The organism is Bergeyella zoohelcum ATCC 43767, assembly GCF_000301075.1.
Lineage (GTDB): Bacteria > Bacteroidota > Bacteroidia > Flavobacteriales > Weeksellaceae > Bergeyella > Bergeyella zoohelcum.
In genome coordinates this window covers 1,312,667-1,330,508 of record NZ_JH932293.1, presented here as the reverse complement: position 1 = coordinate 1,330,508, position 17,842 = coordinate 1,312,667, and the positions used below count along the sequence as shown (strand labels likewise).

The 17,842-nt window shown below is 36.5% G+C and carries 12 protein-coding genes; 8 read left to right on the top strand and 4 right to left on the bottom strand.

Annotated features, from left to right (window positions below):
* Positions 1-2,661, top strand: a 2,661-nt coding sequence (locus HMPREF9699_RS10810; protein ID WP_002663274.1) for a hypothetical protein, incomplete at its 5' end; no start/stop codon positions are given.
* A 408-nt stretch (positions 2,662-3,069) separates the two neighbouring features.
* Here the strand turns inward: HMPREF9699_RS10810 and HMPREF9699_RS06030 are convergent.
* Positions 3,070-3,552: a BlaI/MecI/CopY family transcriptional regulator gene (locus HMPREF9699_RS06030; RefSeq protein ID WP_002663273.1), complete on the bottom strand. Its 483-nt coding sequence runs from the start codon at positions 3,550-3,552 to the stop codon at positions 3,070-3,072.
* Entirely contained in the window at positions 3,549-4,034 is a 486-nt protein-coding gene (locus tag HMPREF9699_RS06025) for a type I restriction enzyme HsdR N-terminal domain-containing protein (RefSeq protein WP_002663272.1), read from the bottom strand. Before HMPREF9699_RS06025 ends, HMPREF9699_RS06030 begins: the two co-directional genes overlap by 4 nt.
* On the opposite strand from HMPREF9699_RS06025, the gene holA reads away from it, so the two are divergent.
* Positions 4,016-5,053, top strand: a complete 1,038-nt coding sequence (gene holA, locus HMPREF9699_RS06020; RefSeq protein ID WP_051008205.1) for a DNA polymerase III subunit delta — start codon at positions 4,016-4,018, stop codon at positions 5,051-5,053. The two genes, HMPREF9699_RS06025 and holA, sit on opposite strands and share 19 nt — an antisense overlap.
* A gap of 493 nt (positions 5,054-5,546) precedes the next feature.
* Here the strand turns inward: holA and HMPREF9699_RS06010 are convergent, their stop codons facing one another.
* Together HMPREF9699_RS06010 and HMPREF9699_RS06005 are read right to left on the bottom strand one after the other, a co-directional pair.
* Positions 5,547-7,307: a TonB-dependent receptor gene (locus tag HMPREF9699_RS06010; RefSeq protein ID WP_245946047.1), complete on the bottom strand. Its 1,761-nt coding sequence runs from the start codon at positions 7,305-7,307 to the stop codon at positions 5,547-5,549.
* Between the two features lie 71 nt (positions 7,308-7,378).
* Positions 7,379-10,345: a tetratricopeptide repeat protein gene (locus tag HMPREF9699_RS06005; protein WP_002663268.1), complete on the bottom strand. Its 2,967-nt coding sequence runs from the start codon at positions 10,343-10,345 to the stop codon at positions 7,379-7,381.
* A gap of 525 nt (positions 10,346-10,870) precedes the next feature.
* On the opposite strand from HMPREF9699_RS06005, the gene dacB reads away from it, so the two are divergent.
* From dacB to HMPREF9699_RS05975, 6 genes are all read left to right on the top strand, one after another.
* Entirely contained in the window at positions 10,871-12,316 is a 1,446-nt protein-coding gene (dacB, locus tag HMPREF9699_RS06000; protein ID WP_002663267.1) for a D-alanyl-D-alanine carboxypeptidase/D-alanyl-D-alanine endopeptidase, read from the top strand.
* A gap of 56 nt (positions 12,317-12,372) precedes the next feature.
* Entirely contained in the window at positions 12,373-14,304 is a 1,932-nt protein-coding gene (locus HMPREF9699_RS05995) for a M1 family aminopeptidase (protein WP_002663266.1), read from the top strand.
* A 76-nt stretch (positions 14,305-14,380) separates the two neighbouring features.
* Positions 14,381-14,605, top strand: coding sequence for a hypothetical protein (locus tag HMPREF9699_RS05990; RefSeq protein ID WP_002663265.1), 225 nt, complete (start codon positions 14,381-14,383; stop codon positions 14,603-14,605).
* A 10-nt stretch (positions 14,606-14,615) separates the two neighbouring features.
* Positions 14,616-15,101, top strand: coding sequence for a DUF2335 domain-containing protein (locus tag HMPREF9699_RS05985; RefSeq protein WP_002663264.1), 486 nt, complete (start codon positions 14,616-14,618; stop codon positions 15,099-15,101).
* A gap of 115 nt (positions 15,102-15,216) precedes the next feature.
* A complete protein-coding gene (locus HMPREF9699_RS05980; protein ID WP_002663263.1) occupies positions 15,217-16,371 on the top strand; it encodes a homogentisate 1,2-dioxygenase in 1,155 nt (384 codons plus the stop codon).
* A 53-nt stretch (positions 16,372-16,424) separates the two neighbouring features.
* Positions 16,425-17,696 carry an acetyl-CoA hydrolase/transferase family protein gene (locus tag HMPREF9699_RS05975; protein ID WP_002663262.1) on the top strand — a complete coding sequence of 424 codons (1,272 nt, stop codon included), beginning with the start codon at positions 16,425-16,427 and terminating at the stop codon, positions 17,694-17,696.
* The last annotated feature ends 146 nt before the right edge of the window (positions 17,697-17,842 follow it).

Here is a 17,842-nt window from a genome sequence, read left to right as displayed (position 1 = left end):
GGAACCGATGGGGATTTCTATATCAACACCACTACAAATACTTTATTCGGACCTAAAACAGGCTCTAACTGGGGCTCTGGTAAATCACTTATAGGACCAAAAGGAGCTAACGGTAATAATGGGGCTTCCATGCTTACTGGTAACGGAGTACCTCAAGCTGCTACAGGAACTAATGGAGATTCTTATGTAGATACCACAACAGGAACAGTATACAAGAAAAACAATGGTAGCTGGGCTAACATCGGAAGTATTAAAGGAGCTACTGGACAACAAGGACCGCAAGGGGTAGCGGGACCAAAAGGAGCTACTGGACAGCAAGGGCCGCAAGGACCTGCAGGACCTCAAGGAGGCATTGGTTTAATTGGAAATGGCACCAATACCACCGTAACCGGAAATGGTACTACGGCAAATCCTTATAAAATCAATACCTCTACAGGAAACATCACAGGTACAGGAATTACTGTAGGAAATGGAAATGGTGCTGCACTTAAAAATGTAACACTAAGTATTGCTGACAATGCCATCAATTCTGCAAAAATCCAAAACGGCACGGTAGAATCTATAGATATTAAAGATGGTACAATTGTAAATGCAGACATTGCCAATAACACTATTACAGGTGGAAAAATAGCCAATGCTACCATCACCGCCGATAAACTCGCTGCTAATGTCCTCAAAAATATCTATACCCATGATGGAACTTTATCTGGTAATAGAACTGTAAATCAAGGAGCTCATAACCTTAATTTTACTGGAAATGGCAACATAAATATTGGTACTGCCACTTCGCAAGGAAAGTTTAGAGTACAAGGAAATGGTACAAATGATAATAACAAAATTGCCTCGTTCACACGAAATGATGGGCAAGGATTAAGCATTCATAGTGACCAATCAGGCAATAGAATAATTGGTAATAGTACACCTGATAACGCAAAACCTATGACCCTCGAGTCCAAAACAAACGATACTTTTACCGCACCTACTGCAGGAGAACTTGGATTTATGTTTAAAGTTCAAAACACAGAAGTAGTTCGCATTAAACCGAATGGCAATGTAGGAATTGGAACAAATACACCTCAAGCCACTTTAGATATTTCCGAAAGAAATTTAACGCCTACCTCTACACCACAAGGGGTAAGTTTCCCAAATTTCACTACCGCCCGTAGAAGCGAGTTTACCAATGTGAAAAAAGGTACCATGATTTTCAATACGGACAAACAATGTTTGGAAATATTTGCAGGAAACCCAGCACAGTGGGATTGTGTATTCTCCAATAGAAACGAGCAACAGCAAAAAGTAGAAATCTCTCCAGCAGGGTTTACGGGGGCGTATGTGGCAAATGTTCCGTTGAATAATGGACATAAAGTGAAATTCTTATTGAAAAACAACTCCTTTTCCACAGTACAAAGTGTGGACTTCAGCTCTGCTGTTACAGTAAGCAATGGAAATTCTAATGTGCAAGTACATCCCAACCAAAATTATAGTGTATCAATAGCTCCAGGAGCATCTACCACCTTAGAATACAGACTCACAGGAACTCCTGTTCAAGGAGATTTGGTTGCTAAATTTAACCACTTAGGATTACTAGCTACGCAAACCACCAAAGTAGGATTAGGCTCTGCTAATATTCAAAATAAAGAACATTACATTGTATCATTAACCTACCAAGGAAGCGAAATCCAAGGAAAAATAAATAATTCCGATAGCAAAGTAACGGTAAGTATTCCTTATACTAGTGGCTCTGGTTCTTATAACGCCGTGAGTACACAGGCAACCACTGTAGCAGGACAAGATGGACAAACCAATCCACTTACGCTCAGCATTCCTGCAGGAAATTTCTCTTCCGCAGGTGCATTACAAGCTACAATACAAGTAGGAGGTGATGGTGAATACCTTGTGAAGAAACTACAGCCAGGCCAAAAAGAAGACATTGCTACTTTTAACATAAATATGAATGGTATGCAGTATAAAGTGAAACTAGTAGCTGTAGGAGGCATTCCTGATAAACATTTTAGCACTCCAGTAACACAATCTGGACAACAATATTACAATAAATATATCTATCTACCTATTCAAACACCCGATGGAAAAACATGGTTAAGCCAAGATTTAGGTTCTAAATATTCTAAATTGGGAAGCCCTGACTTTGACCCCGGGAAAACTTTTACCCATGCTGAATATAGACAAATGGAAGAGATAGATCGAATCTTTGGTGCTCCTTTTCATAGAAACTCTATTGATTATTCTGGTTGGGGGGGAATAAATTATTATCAAAACTCAACAACAAATCCTTGCCCAAATGGATATCGTCTACCAACAATAGATGAATATGTAAATAGTTGGGGGTACCTCAATACTACTCAAGCAAACACTCTCCCCCCAATACCTGCTTTGTCTTTGGATGTGTTAAAAGCGACAACAAGTCCAAATTTGAGATTTAGGTCGGAAACATGTAGTAGAATTGTATATGAACCATGTGATACTGTACCAACTTCATTTGGTTCATGTCCGAAGACAGAGTATTATGAGTGCGGACAACATGAGTGGAAATCCGCCACTACCAGATTTTTAGTAAATGGTTTATGGTCTGAAGAAAATTTTTCACAGAACAACACTACTTTATATAAAGATAAGTTCACCGCTCGTTGTATCAAGGAGTAACAACAGGATTTGGCTTAATCCTTCATTACGCTTATAGTATCGTAATATCTATCAGGGGCTGCTATATAGCAGCCCCTGATTTTTGTAAAAAACTGTAAAAACCTGAACACATAAAGCTTTATAGCGGATTTTCAAAGTGTTTATACTACCTAGATTCAACTTATAAAAGTAACTTTCCGTTATTACTAATTGTTGTCAAATAAGTCGAGATAGCTTCTATAATAAAAATGCAATAACTTCCCTATGTGCCGTTTAAAAGTATTTTCCCTTAAAAAACTTATAAAGTACTCCTTTTCATAGAGTACAAAGTCACTAACTAAAAGCGAATAGCCATTAGGTAATGGCTAATGGTCAATAACCTTATAAAGACTTTGCGATGAAAGTTTCAAACATTTTATCTGGTAAAAATTAAGATTTAATTTTCTTCTTTTCTTTGCCCTTCTTATCTTTTTTCTTTTTCTTCTTTTTATGTTTTTGTTTCTCAGATGGTGCTTCATCTACAGCCTCCATCACCTGATCTACTGCAGGAATTTCTGGCACTTCTATTTTTTCTGTGTACTCTGGCTGTGGAGCTTTCCATCCTTTTTCTTCTATATACTGAATAAAAGCATCAGTAGTTTTAAAGTATTGTTCCACAAAGTTATTCAGGAGAAAATCTGTATAGGTTTCCTTTTTTATCACCGTATGATATACTAAAATGCGTCCTTCCTTTTTAGATTTTATAAACCCTTTTTCTGTAAGAATTTTTAAGTAAGTAGAAATGGTATTCTGATGTGGAACCGGTGCAGGATGAGCTTCCATAATATCTTTCAGCCTAAAATCATTAAGTTCCCAAAGGATATGCATCAGCTGTTCTTCTACCGTAGTAAGTGTTTGGATTTTTTTCTTCATGATTGAGATTGTATTCTATTAAAAAATTCTTCATGAGGCACAAATCTATACTTGCCCTGATAAAGGTAAGCAAAAATATGCTGATAGCCATTGCTTAAAACAATATTTTCCGCCTGAATGATGGAATTGTACCTCGCTACCTGCTCAAAAACTTTCTCTGTAACAGGAACTTGTGGTGCCTTAAATTCAAACAATATCTTAGGCAAAGTCTTCTCCGTAAGTAAAAGGTCTATCCGTTTCGTTTGCTGATTAAGAATAATTTTTTGTTCCAAGATGAGTGATGATAATGATTTCCCCTGACTCTCAATAAGAAAAGCCACCCAGTGCTGGCGTACCCACTCTTCAGGAGTAAGCACTACCCATGATTTTCTTACCGTATCATAAATAAATAATTTATCTTTGTTTGTCCGAATTTTAAATTCGTAGTTTTCTTTAAAATTTAACTTAGGTAGTTGCACAGCAGATGAAAGAATTTGATTCACTAATTAAAAAAGTCAAAAATAAAGAATTTTTGCCAGTTTATTTTTTCCATGGCGAAGAGCCTTATTATACCGATGAACTTACACAGGTTTTCGAAAACGAAATTATCTCAGAAGAAGAGCGTTCTTTCGGGCAAACGGTGGTCTATGGTAGAGATACCACACTGGGAGAGGTAATGGCTTTGGCACAGCAAATGCCCATGTTCGGTACGCTGAACCTCATCATCGTAAAAGAAGCTCAAGACCTAAAGTTTGAAGAAAATGAAACCAAAGCATTAGAAAATTATATAGAAAATCCTTTATCTACTACGCTACTGGTTTTTGCTTATAAACATAAAAAAATAGACGCTAGAAAAAAGTTCGCTAAAGCCCTCCAAAAATCGGGAATGCTCTTTTATAGCGAACCGGTAAAAGATTATCAACTGGGAAAATGGATTTCTGAGAAATTACAAGAAATGCGTTTTAAAACGGCTCCTAATATTTCCAATCTCTTAGCAGAATATTTAGGGAATGACCTTTCTAGAATACAAAATGAGCTCAATAAACTCAAAATCATCCTCAAAGAAGATGAAATTCTAGACGAAACGGTGGTAGAAAAACATATTGGAATTTCTAAAGAGTTCAATATCTTCGAACTTCAAAAAGCATTAGGAATGAGAGACCAAAATAGAGCCATGCGAATAGCTCATTTCATTGCTCAAAATCCAAAGTCTAATCCACTTCCTATGATGATGGGAAGCCTATACACTTATTTTTCTAATCTTATCATCTATCAAACTATGAATGGGCAGCCTCCCAATATCATTGCGGAGGCTATGGGGGTAAATCCTTATTTCCTAAAAGATTATGCACAGGCAGCCGCTTTTTATCCTCTAAAATATGCTACCCGAATTATTTCCATTCTTAGAGAAATAGACATGAAAACCAAAGGTTTAGGAGCAAACGCTATAGAGGACGGGGAACTCCTGATTGAAATGGTGTATAAAATCCTTAATATAGGACAACTGAAAGTGGCTACATGATGAGTTGGAAAGTAGAAATTGTACGATGTACAAAGTATAATGTACAAAGACTTTAGAGATTAGAGGTTAGAAATTAGATGTTGGAAGATAGAAAGTAAATCTTAATTATAATCGCCAAAAGCCAGAAGTTAAAAGCTTTTTTAAACAAGAAGCCAACCGTTTCTTTTTTCTTTTTATTTTTTGGATTTTTAAATGTTTTAGAATTCACTAAAATCCCATTTATTATGGCTGACCCCAACGGGGGCAAATGTGTATAGCAACTTATTATTCGACCCCTTCGGAGACGAATATTATACACAATCATATCCCATGCTATAAGCATACGACTTCTACGAGGTTAGAAAACTAAAAGGTTAAAAAGTTAGAAGCCAAAAAAGCTATTTGACAGCGACTAAAAGCCCTCTGCTTTTATTTCAAATAATGTGGGGAACGGATATATCCATTCCCCACTCGTTTTAATTGTCAAAAGCCTAATGTATAACCTATTGCCTCTTTAAAATCTAAACTTTACACCACCAGTGATTTGAGCACCCAGTACTTTATAACCTTGGAAAATTTCATAGTTTTTATTGAGAAGATTGTCTCCCATCACAAAAGCAGAAAAGTTTTTATGAAAAAGATATTCCGCAGAGAGGTTCAAATCAAAATACGCAGGTAGCTTTCTGAAATCTTCCGTTGCAGTATAGCTGATGGTGTCATCAATAAGTGTATAGAAATTCGTTTCCCGTGTTCCTACAAGATACGCCTTGGCACCAAGAAGTAATTTTTTATCTAAGGCAAAATAATTTACTCCAAAAGATGCCGTAAAATTGGGGCGGTTAAGAATCTTTTCATTATTATCTAGTTTGTAATCAAATATGTTCAAATCTGTATTTAAAGTAAGATTTTGAAGCGGAACATAGGTGAGTCCCAAAGCGAATTGATTAATATTTCCATTAGCATATTTCGCTTGGAAAGTATTGGCATGATCAAATCCGTTTCTGTCATTGGTTATCGCAGTATTAAAAAGAGGGTTGGCACCAAAATGCAGAATGGCATTGGTCTTTGCGGTTCCAAAAGAAAGATGATAGCTTATCTTCTGCTGAATATCTCCCGTAAGTCCAAAATAGAGATGATATTTCTCTTCGGTAGGTCGGGTGTACTGGTGAGACAGCATAAAAGGATTTTCACTGGTAATATGCCCAAAAGCATTATGCATCAGTCCACCTTTAACTCCCAAAATCAGCTGTACTGCATCATCTGCCGCTATTTTCACTTCTGCCTTTGGAAACCAATATGTTTTAGAAGTCAGCTCTCGCTCTCCATTGCGTGTAGTTCTGGCATTGAGCATCGTAAAATTAGACCCTAGGCTTACGCTGGTTTTTCCTTTGTAGAAAGTAATTTTAGGTTCAGCTTCCGCTTGAAAATAATTATTTTCTAATTTCTGAATCTCTTGGAAAGAATTTCCTAAAAACTGTACCCCCAGTCCTGCATCTACATTGAGGCGAATGTCATTCATATGGGTATTAATACCATGTTTTGCTAAATTGGTCTTTAGTGCTGCTTCTGTTTCATGAGCTTTATAGGCATCAGAAAGGTGAGATGCTTTGATACGGATGTCATTAAGAATATGATTATTATAATGATCATACACTGCCTGTAGTGAAACAGTATTGAGCCGCTGTGCTAAGCTATTATGAGGACGATAAGCATCATTAAAAGCATAAATGCCATAATAATGAAAAGCATCCAAATCAAACCCTACATTTGCATTCAATTTTCCAGATTCCAAATAGTGATTAACCCCTGCTTTCAGCTCCAAATCCGTAGCAGTACTTTTCCAAGGATAGATTTTTTTCAATCCCGATGTAGAATTGATATGCACTGCGGCATTAAGGTCTGTATTTTCTCCTAACTTCGCTGTAAATCCAGCATCACCAAGGATTTTTCCATAATTCCCTATCCCGAAACGAACATAATTATCAAAATGTTCTCCCGCCTGATTAGGAGATAAGTCTTCCCCTTGGATAAGAGAAGTTTTAAAATCCGAAAGGAGCGGGATATTGGTAATGGTATATTCTATTTTTTCGGCACTTTTCTCCTCTGGTGGATAGTTTTTAACTTTAGGAACAGAAGTTTTTTTCTTCTGAACTTTTTTTAGAGTAGGATGTTTTGCTCTCTGAATAACCAAAGTTTCTTCCTTAATTTGTCCATACGCTACTAATGAAAAAAGCGTAAGCCCTAAACCTATGATTTTTGTGTTTCTTATATTCATAAAGTACATTAGTAATTAATATTAAAAGATGAAGAGAGGTTAGTATTAATTTATCTTTTCACCATTAAATATTATTTTTTAATCGTTGATTTTAATTTTTTTGCTTCATTAACTACATCCTCGAAATCTTGATAATTTTCAATAATCTGATCAAGGGTATAAGATGCTTGATAATTATCTTTCAGACCGATATAGTTTTTCGCCATCACTACTAAGGCTTTTGCCCCCCAGTATTCTTCTGAAGCATAATTATTAGACAGTCTAAATATGGTTTCATTAGATGCTTTATAAGACTTCGCTTTATTTTGGAAGAAAGCTTTTCTAAAAAGTGCCTCCGCAGCTACTGCTCTATTTACTGATTTTTCCAGCTTAGCAAAGCTATTTTGTGCTTCTTTTTCTTTACCTTCATTAAGCATTGCTCTTGCTTGGATGGCTTTTGCCTGATCTATTACTGCAGCTGAAATACCGCTACTTTTCTCTATTTCCTGAGCCAAAGGCACCGCATTTACCATATCATTTTCCTTAGAATAAATGGTGAGCAATTCTGCCATTGCAAAATTTCTAATAGATGGATTATTACTAGATTTTATTTTTTCTAAAATCCCTTGGGCTTCATTGGTTTTATTCTCTTTCAGATGAATCTGTGCCAGTCTGGTCATTGCCTCTTCTTGGAAAGCACTTGGCGTTTTAGCTACTTCATCTAAAAGGATTTTCGCTTTCGTATATGCTTTGGTTTGGTAATAGCAATCGCCTAATTCATACTGAGCGGTAGCGTAGTTTTCAGACAATGAATTCTGAGCCAAATATTTCTCATACAGAGGGATTGCCTGTGTATATTTCTTATCTGCATAGAGATTTCTAGCAGTAGTAAGATTAATTTCCTCTATTTCATTTTGGGTAATGCTTTCTCCTATCGTCTGTGCAAATTTCTGCAGCCCATCCGCATCTCCTTTTTGTCCGTATAAGAGTTTGGCACTGGTCATCACTCTCCCTGCAAAAGGAGTTCCTTGGTATTTTTTACCTAGAATAACCAGTTGTTTTTCGGCTTCATTCAGTCTATTTTGCTGAATATCATTTTGTACCAAATAAATCTCGGACTGGATAACGAGTTCTGGTTCTTGGCTGTTTTTTAACACCTTCTGAAAGGAAGCATCAGAATTTTTGTAATCCGACAGCATAGCGTAGGCTACCCCCATTTCATAATGGGCATCATCTGTATATTCAGAATTGGGATATTGGGCTAAAAGTGATTTTAGAGCCGTTATTTTTTCATTGTGCTTTTCTAAATCTCCCAATGCCACTGCTTTTTGGAACATGGTATTGGCATCTTGATTTGCTATGGTATCTATCGTTTTTATCGCTTCACCCGCATTATTTTCTGCATAGTGCGTATTAGCAATTCGAGCCAAAGCATCTTCTCGATGTTCCTTATCTCCCGAAGCCACATATTTTTCAAAAGCCTTTCTAGCCTCTGCAAATTTATTAAGCTTCAGATAAGTGTATCCTAAATCATATTGTAACTGGTCTTTTTTCTCAAAATTTTGAGATTTCTCTATCTTTTTAAATTGTTCCAATGCTTCCTCATAGCGTTCTTGGCTATAATAAGTTTGTCCCAAACCATACAAAGCATTGTCCACAAATACTTTATTAATTGGTTTTTTAAGACTTCTTAAATAGTATTTTTCAGCTTGTTCGTACTGAGAATTATTATACTCTTCGGTTCCTAATAAATAAGCTACTTCTTGGTCTATCTTATCTACTTCTGGCGTAGTACTTTGCATTCTATCAATGGCATCTAGTGTCGCCTTAAAATCTCCAGAATAAATATAAGATTTCACCAAAAGCTGTTTAATCTCGGCACCACCATCTTTCCCACCATATTGGTCTAAATAATCTTGTAGTGCCTTAGAGGACGACTCAAAAGGATTCCCTATTTCATAGCTCAGTTTAGCATATTGCTGGGCGGCCAATTGTTTTGCCTCTTTATCATAATCCATCTGTGATGCAGAACGAAATGCCGCCAATGCTTCTGCTTTTTGTCCGTTCTGTAAATACGCATTTCCTAATTGGTAAAAAGCATTTTGTGCCAATGGCGATTTACTATTAATCAATTGATTATAATAAGAAACTGCTTCAGAATACTGTTCCATTTGTGCCGCTACAAATCCCATTTCATATAAATCTGCATCAGAGGGACTGCTGGTGTTTTCTATGTACGCTTTGAGATAAGGATAAGCCTCTGTGTATTTTTGCTGACGAAAATAGCTCTCGCCCACTATTTTCTTCGCTTCATTTACAAAAGATTGAGCACTCTCTGAATGGATAAGTGCCATGCCCTCAGTAATAGCTTTATCATAATCTCCCTCATTATAGTACATCTGTACATAATAAGGCTGTACAGTCTGTGCATACTGAGGATTCTCCTTCAAAGGGTCAAAATATTCAAAGGCTTTATCATATTCTTCTTCTGAATAATGTAAATGCCCCAGCATGTATGCGATATTATCTTTTTGGCTACTGTGATTAGATTCGTACGCTTCTTTTAATGCTCTTTTGGCTGATTTGGTATCTCCCAGCATGAATTTAGTGTATCCATATTTAAGAACATACTCTGCATTTTCAGAATCTGAAAGCTGTGCTTGATTCACCTTTTTCAATACCTCCAATGCTTTTACAAAATCTTTTTTCACCAAATAATAATCTGCTAAAGGAAGATTTGCTTTTCCAAAAAATGCCGATTGTGGATTTTGTGCAATGATAGCATCTAATCCTACTTCTGCATTTTGTTTTTGGAGAAGTACGCCTATTAAGTTACCAAAAAACTGAGCTGCTTCTTTATCTAATGCGGTAAGATAATCATTATAAAAATACTGGTTATCATAAATGTATTTAGAAGGAGAATGAATTTTAGTTTCGTAAAGATTATCTGCCAATTCTAATTTGTAACGCGTCTTTTGTGAAAGCTGTGCCGATTGCTGTGCCGAAAAAGTTCCTGCCAACAAAAACGCAACTCCAATAGCAATTTTATTCTTAATCATAATAAATTACTTGTTATCTATAATTTCAAGCAACGAAAGTAACGAAAAACAAGCCAAAACACAAATATTCCATTTTAATTTAACAAAAATTAGACAAATACCAAACTCAAAAGCCATTGGTCTATATTCTCAAGTGGTTTAAACTCATTTAAGTTCTCTCTACTTAATGAACAAAAATAACCATTAAGAAATTAAGATAATGAAGCGTATAGTTGTTATTTTTATTAAGAATCCATTGTATGGATTTAGTGCAGTACGATGTTTTCGTATAGTGTAGTACGATGTATTCGTATAATGCAATACGATTTTATGGATTGAATGAAGTTCATTCAGCTGAATGCTATAAGCTATATGCCAAAAGCCATAACCATATCTTTCTTGTATACATTACTCTTTTTAACCAATTTTAACACTTTTTTTATTTTTTTAGTATGCTAATCCTCTTCCAATTAGCTAAATAATAGTACCTTTGAATATCAAAAGATAAATGAAGTCTAAATATTGTGAACCAATAATCTTTGTATTGTGAAAAAAATATTAAAACAATGGATGGTACTGGGTACTATTGCTTCGCTTTCTTGTCCAGCTCAAACCCTTAATACCTCCACAGTATATACTCCATCTATCGCTTCAGTAATAAGTGAGGAAAAAATTAATCTCAGCCCTAAAGAACTCATAGACATCAAACTAGATGAAATGACCTATGACCCCGTGCTGAAAAATGCTTCTTGGAGTTTCGTGCTGTATGACCCTAAATCAAAAAAAATCATCTCTTCCTATAACGAAACCGCACCTCTGATTCCTGCATCTACTACCAAACTTCTCACCACAGATGCTGTGCTTAATCTCCTAGGAAGTAATTTCAGATGGACTACCCAAATGGAATACTCTGGAGAAATAGATGAGGAAGGCGTGCTTAATGGCAATCTATATATTGTAGGTAGTGGAGACCCCTCCATAGGAACGGGAAAAGCAGGAAGTAGCCGCTATCCCGAAATTGTAAATCAATTTGTAATGGCACTTCATGAAAAAGGAATAAAAAAAATTAATGGAAATATCATTGCTCAAACTGCATTTTTCAAAGATAATAAAATGCCTTTCCTCCCTGAAAATATCGTTTGGCAAGAAACTGCTCAGTACTATCTTCCCGCAGGAGGCACCCGTGATGTAAACCCTGCTAATGAAAGACTCATTGCAAGAAAAAAAACACCTTTCAGAGAGAATGATGCTAGAAGTTATTACTATGTCTCTCCTTATATTAATAAAATGGTATTCGCAGAAAAGTTTGAAGGGACACCCATGAATACTAAAATAGCGGATGCTCCCCTTTATTTGGCAGGAAAAATAAAGGAGGTGTTACCCAAAAATAAAATCATCTTCTTCGGAAAAGTAGAGGCTAAAATTAATGACCCTTTGCCCGAGATGCGAACCAAAATCACAGACTATAAATCGCCTACTCTGGCAGAAATAGTATATGATACCAACCAAAGAAGTGATAACGCACTCTCCGAATCCCTCTTAAGGACATTAGGCTTTATGACTCATGGAGACTATACTTTAGCAGCAGGAAAAAATGCAATGAATAGCCACTTAAAATCTATTGATTTTGATAGTACTGACTTCGTTTATATGGACGGAAGTGGACTTTCTAGAGCTCATAGAGTTACCTCTTTGGCACAAGCCAAATTCCTCGCATCTAGAATGAACACCAAATATTATCCTACATTTTTTGATTCACTGCCCATCGCAGGACAAACAGGAACTTTAAAACGCTCTTTCAAAGGTCCAGGATATGGACAAATTTATGCGAAAACAGGTACACTGAATAGAGTAAAAACGCTGGCAGGATATGTGAAAACTAATTCGGGAAAAACACTGGTTTTCTCCCTACTGCTCAATAATTACAGTGGCTCTGTAGATCAAGCTAAAAACCGAATGGAAAAAATTTTAGAACCCGTCCTAGATTTTTAAGTGCATGATTCAAAACCTTTCAGTATATTTGGAAGGTTTTTTTATTTTACAATACAATGAAGAAAAATAATCTTTTATTACTCCTAGTAACTCTGGTTTCGATACCTTTCTTTGCCCAAATAGATAATTATGAAAACAAGGATTTATTGCTAAGAGAACAAAATGCCTACCTCCGCAAAATGAATGTAGGAAACTTTAACCCCAATACGGCTAATTATGACCTAAGATACCAAAGGCTAGACCTTAATATCAATCCCTCACAAGCCTTTGTACAGGGAAGCGTTACTTCTCATTTCATTCCCAATCAAACGATGAACAGTATTTATATGGATTTACATTCATCGCTTACCGTATCTGAAGTGAGACATCAAGGAAATACAATTCCTTTTCAGCAATTAAATTCTCACGAACTTAAAATAGACTTTCCTCACTCACTATCTGCCAATGTTTTAGACTCCATTACAGTAAGCTATAGTGGTGCCCCTGCCATCGGTCAAGATGCCGTAAGAACAACGCCTCAACCCAATGGTACTCCTGTTTTTGCTACGCTCAATGAACCTTATGGTGCTCAAGACTGGTTTCCTACCAAGCAAAGCCTCAATGATAAAATAGAGAAAGTAGATCTGTTCATCACCACACCCAGCCAATATTCCGTAGCTGGAAACGGGGTACTCATGTCTGAATCTATATTAGCCTCAGGACAAAAATTAACCAAATGGCGTACCCAATACCCTACTGCCGCATACCTCATTGCACTCGGAATTACCCATTATACCAAACTTAATGATACGATAGGCAATCCTCCTTTTCCTTTTATTAATTATGTGTATCCTTCTACGGTGAATAATACGCATACCATGTCCATCATTAACTGGACTAAAGATGCGATGACGCTTTTTGAAAATCACTTCGGGCCTTATCCTTTCAGAAATGAAAAATATGGACACATGCAGTTCAATTACTCGGGAGTGGCTATGGAACATCAGACCATGTCTTCCATGCCCCACTGGGACTATGGCGTTACTGCACATGAACTTGCTCATCAATGGTTTGGAAATAAAATCACCTGTGCCACTTGGAATGATATTTGGCTCAATGAAGGCTTTGCCGTTTTCGGAGAGCACATGATTCAAGAGCATCTTAGAATGACGCCTGCCCAATTCCAAAACTATCTTTCCCAGATTAAAAACCTTGTAACCAGTAGCCCTAATGGAAGCGTCTATGTACCTGATAACCAACTGACCAATGTGGGAGCTATTTTCTCTTGGAGACTCAGCTACCAGAAAGGTGGTTTTGTGGTAAGAATGATGAAATGGAAGTTAGGAGATACAGCTTTTTTTTCCGCCATCAGAGACTATCTAAATCATCCTGATTTGGCTTATGGCTATGCTTCTACCAATGATTTAAAAAACTCACTACTCACTTCTACGGGAGTAGATTTCACTGAATTTTTTAACGATTGGATTTATGGGCAGGGCTACCCTACTTATAACATCCGATGGAAACAATCTGGGGATAATATCATCCTCCAAGCCCACCAAACCCAAAGCCATCCTACGGTAAACTTCTTTGAAATGCCACTACCTATCCGTATCCATGGCACAAATGGTGAACAGCTTGACCTCAAATTAGAACATACTCAGTCTGGACAGTATTTTACAATTCCTGTCAGTTTTCCTATTGCCAGCGTTCAGTTTAACTATGAAAATCAAATTTTAGAAAGAAACTCTGATGTAGTGCATGATAATCAACTTTCTATCCAAGAAGTTCAAACCAATGGGCTATCCATCTATCCTACTCTGGCAAAAACTGAAATTTACATTAAAGGGCTTACTAAAAAATCTACTTATCAAATTTTTAGCATGGACGGAAGACTCATCCTTTCAGGAATCACCAGCCCTGAAAATCCCATCCTAGTAAATCACCTTACCAAAGGAAAATACATCATTACTATAGGAAAAGAAAAAATTTCTTTTATGAAAGAATAATTAAAAAAGTATATCAAATTTATCAGTAAAAATTACAAAGTAATTAATATATTTGTATCGAAAAATGTGAACTAATATGAAAAAATCAGCTATAAAGAAAACAAATTTCTCACTCCCAAAAAACAGCTTCATCATAGGTTTAGGGAGTGTTGTAAATATTTTTGGTGGTTATTTTGAGTACAATACACACCAATCTCCAAAGGAAATTGATACGAAGGCATTGCAATCCGATTGGCAAAGTGTAGGAGAAGACATAAAAAAATCTCTCAATGATAGCTTTAAGAAAGTAAAACTTTGCTAACCTAAAAGAGATGAACAAAAATAGTAATCCAAACGATTCTTCAAAAAATGAAGTCATAGAACTTGAGCAAGATTTATTATCAGTAAATCCCAAGATTTTTGATGGAATAAGTATAAAAAAGAAGCAAGAAATTTTAAGAAGTGTTTCGGTTACACTGATTCAAGAAAAAATGCACTCTGGTCCACTTCCTGATGCTGAAAGTTTAGTTAAATATAATTCTGTAATTCCTAATGGAGCTGATAGAATAATGCAAATGGCTGAGAAACAACAAAAACATAGAATTGAAATTGAAAAAAGGGTAATACTTTCTCAAAACACTCAAGGGTTATTGGGGCAAATTTTTGGATTAGTCATTGGATTATTTGGTATTTCATGCGGAACTTTTTTAGCACACGGGGGAGAGACTGTTGTGGGTGGGCTTATTGCTGGAACTACAGTCATTAGCTTAGTGTCTGTTTTCGTATTAGGTAAAAAAAGGCAAAGAAAAGACAATTAATAATCGAAAAAGGCTGTCCAATATTTTTTAGACAGCCTTTTTTATCAATGATTTTCATCAATTACTTCGTTCAATTCTAAAAAATTTGTAATTTTACCCGAAATCGTTTGGCATCATGAGATACATTCAGCAAGGGAATATTCCCCATAAAAGACATACCGTTTTTAAATCTCCAGAAGGAAACTACTATTACGAACAATTATTTGGCACCGAAGGATTCAGTGGAGTTTCTTCTCTTCTATATCACATCCATAGACCTACACAAATTAAAAGCATTGGAACCCCAAAAGATGTTAGTCCCAAAATTGCTATAGAGAAAAATGTTACGCCTAGAATGTTCAAAGGAGGAAAAATTCAGGCAGAAGATGATTTTTTAGATTCTAGAAAAATATTAATGGTCAATAACGACTTGATGATGGGACTTGCCAAGCCTAAAAAATCCATGGATTATTTCTATAAAAATGGACATCACGATGAGCTTTTTTTCGTGCATGAAGGAAATGGAACGCTTAAAACCTTTGTAGGAGAAATTCCTTTTGCTGCGGGAGATTACCTTATCATTCCAAGAGGTACCATTTATCAAATGGAATTTAATACAGAAAATACCGTACTCTTTTTTTTAGAAGCGGCATCTCCTATCACTACTCCTAAAAGATACAGAAATGAATATGGTCAGCTTTTAGAACATTCGCCTTTCTGTGAGCGAGATATTGTTCCCCCTACCTTTGTACCTCCAATTGATGAAAAGGGCGAATTCCTCATCAAAGTAAAAAAAGACAATCTGATATGGGATTTTATTTACGCTACCCATCCTTTTGATGTAGTAGGTTGGGACGGCTATTTTTATCCTTACAAATTTAATATCAAAGACTTTGAACCTATTACAGGAAGAGTACACCTACCACCTCCTATTCATCAAAATTTCGAAGCACATAATTTCGTGGTATGTTCTTTCGTAGCGAGAATGTATGATTATCATCCTTTGGCAGTTCCTGCTCCTTATAATCATTCTAATATAGATTCTGATGAAGTACTCTTCTATACCGAAGGGGATTTCATGAGCCGAAATCACATTGACCTTATGGACTTTACACTTCACCCAGGAGGGATTGTTCATGGTCCACACCCAGGAGCTATGGAAAGAAGCATTGGTAAAAAATCTACAGAAGAGTACGCCGTGATGGTAGACCCTTTCCGACCACTGAAAATTACCGAAGAAGCGATGAAAATAGAAGACCCTACTTATCTTACTTCTTGGCTGGAGGAATAATCTGTAAGTTAAAAAAATGAAAAAATCTAAAAGATAAAAAAATACTATTTTTTATGTATCAATATGTAAAAGCCGAAGATGCTATAGCCCTTATCAAAAGTGGTGATCGTATTTTTCTCCACGGAAGTGCATGTACCCCCAATCACTTAATTTCTGAACTGGCTCATCAGTCTCACCGATTAAAAAATGTAGAGATTGTATCTATTACAGTTCAAGGAAATGTAGAAATAGCAAAGCCTCAATACAAAGATAGTTTTTATATTAATTCTCTTTTTGTATCTGCTCCTGTAAGGCAGGCGGTAAATAGTGAAAGAGGAGATTTCGTACCTGTTTTTCTCTCAGAAATCCCCAATCTTTTCTCTAATGGCTTCCTCCCGCTAGATGTAGCCCTTATTACCGTTTCCCCACCAGATAAGCATGGCTATTGCTCTTTAGGAACTTCAGTAGATGTAGCCAGAAGTGCGGTGGATAATGCCAAATTAATCATTGCACAGGTAAACCCTAGAATGCCAAGAACCATAGGAGATGCCATGGTGCATGTACAGAGGATAGATAAAATGGTATGGCACGAGGAGGAACTACTCACTATAGACTATGCCTCTAAAGTACAAGACGAAGAAAGAAAAATAGGACAAATCATTGCTGAAATGATAGATGACCGCTCCACTCTTCAGATGGGTATAGGTACTATTCCAGATGCGGTACTCAGCTGTTTGCATAACCACAAAGACCTTGGAGTACATACGGAAATGCTCTCAGATGGCATCGTAGATCTCATTGCGAAAGATGTGGTAACCAATAAATACAAAGGTATCCACAAAAACAGAACCGTTTCTGCATTTGCTTTCGGAACGAGAAAGCTCTATGATTATATAGATGACAATCCGAGTTTTTCTTTCCTAGATGTAACCCATGTGAACAACCCGAATGTCATTAGAAAAAATAAAAAACTCATCGCTATCAATTCGGCAATAGAGGTAGACCTTACAGGGCAAGTATGTGCCGATAGTATCGGGACAATCCAATATTCAGGAATTGGTGGGCAGATGGACTTCATCCGTGGAGCTTCCCTCTCCGAGGGGGGTAAACCCATCATCGCCATCACTTCAAGAACCAAAAAAGGTGTCCCAAGAATTGTTCCACTTCTTAAACAGGGAGCAGGTATCGTTACCACCAGAGGGCATATCCACTGGGTAGTTACCGAATACGGTGCCGTAAACCTTTATGGACTTAATATGAGACAAAGAGCAGAAAAACTCATCTCCATCGCACACCCAGATGACAGAGAAATGCTGGAAAAAGCATCATTTGAAAGATTTGGGTAGGAAAGGTAATTCCACCATAAAAATTAAAAAATTAGTATAAAGTTAAAAAGTGATAAATGTAATTAGGGCATCGAGCAGTTGAAAACTGAAATCCCTAAAAAGCTTATGGCGTACAGCCTACTGCTTATCGCTTAAATTAAAAAACA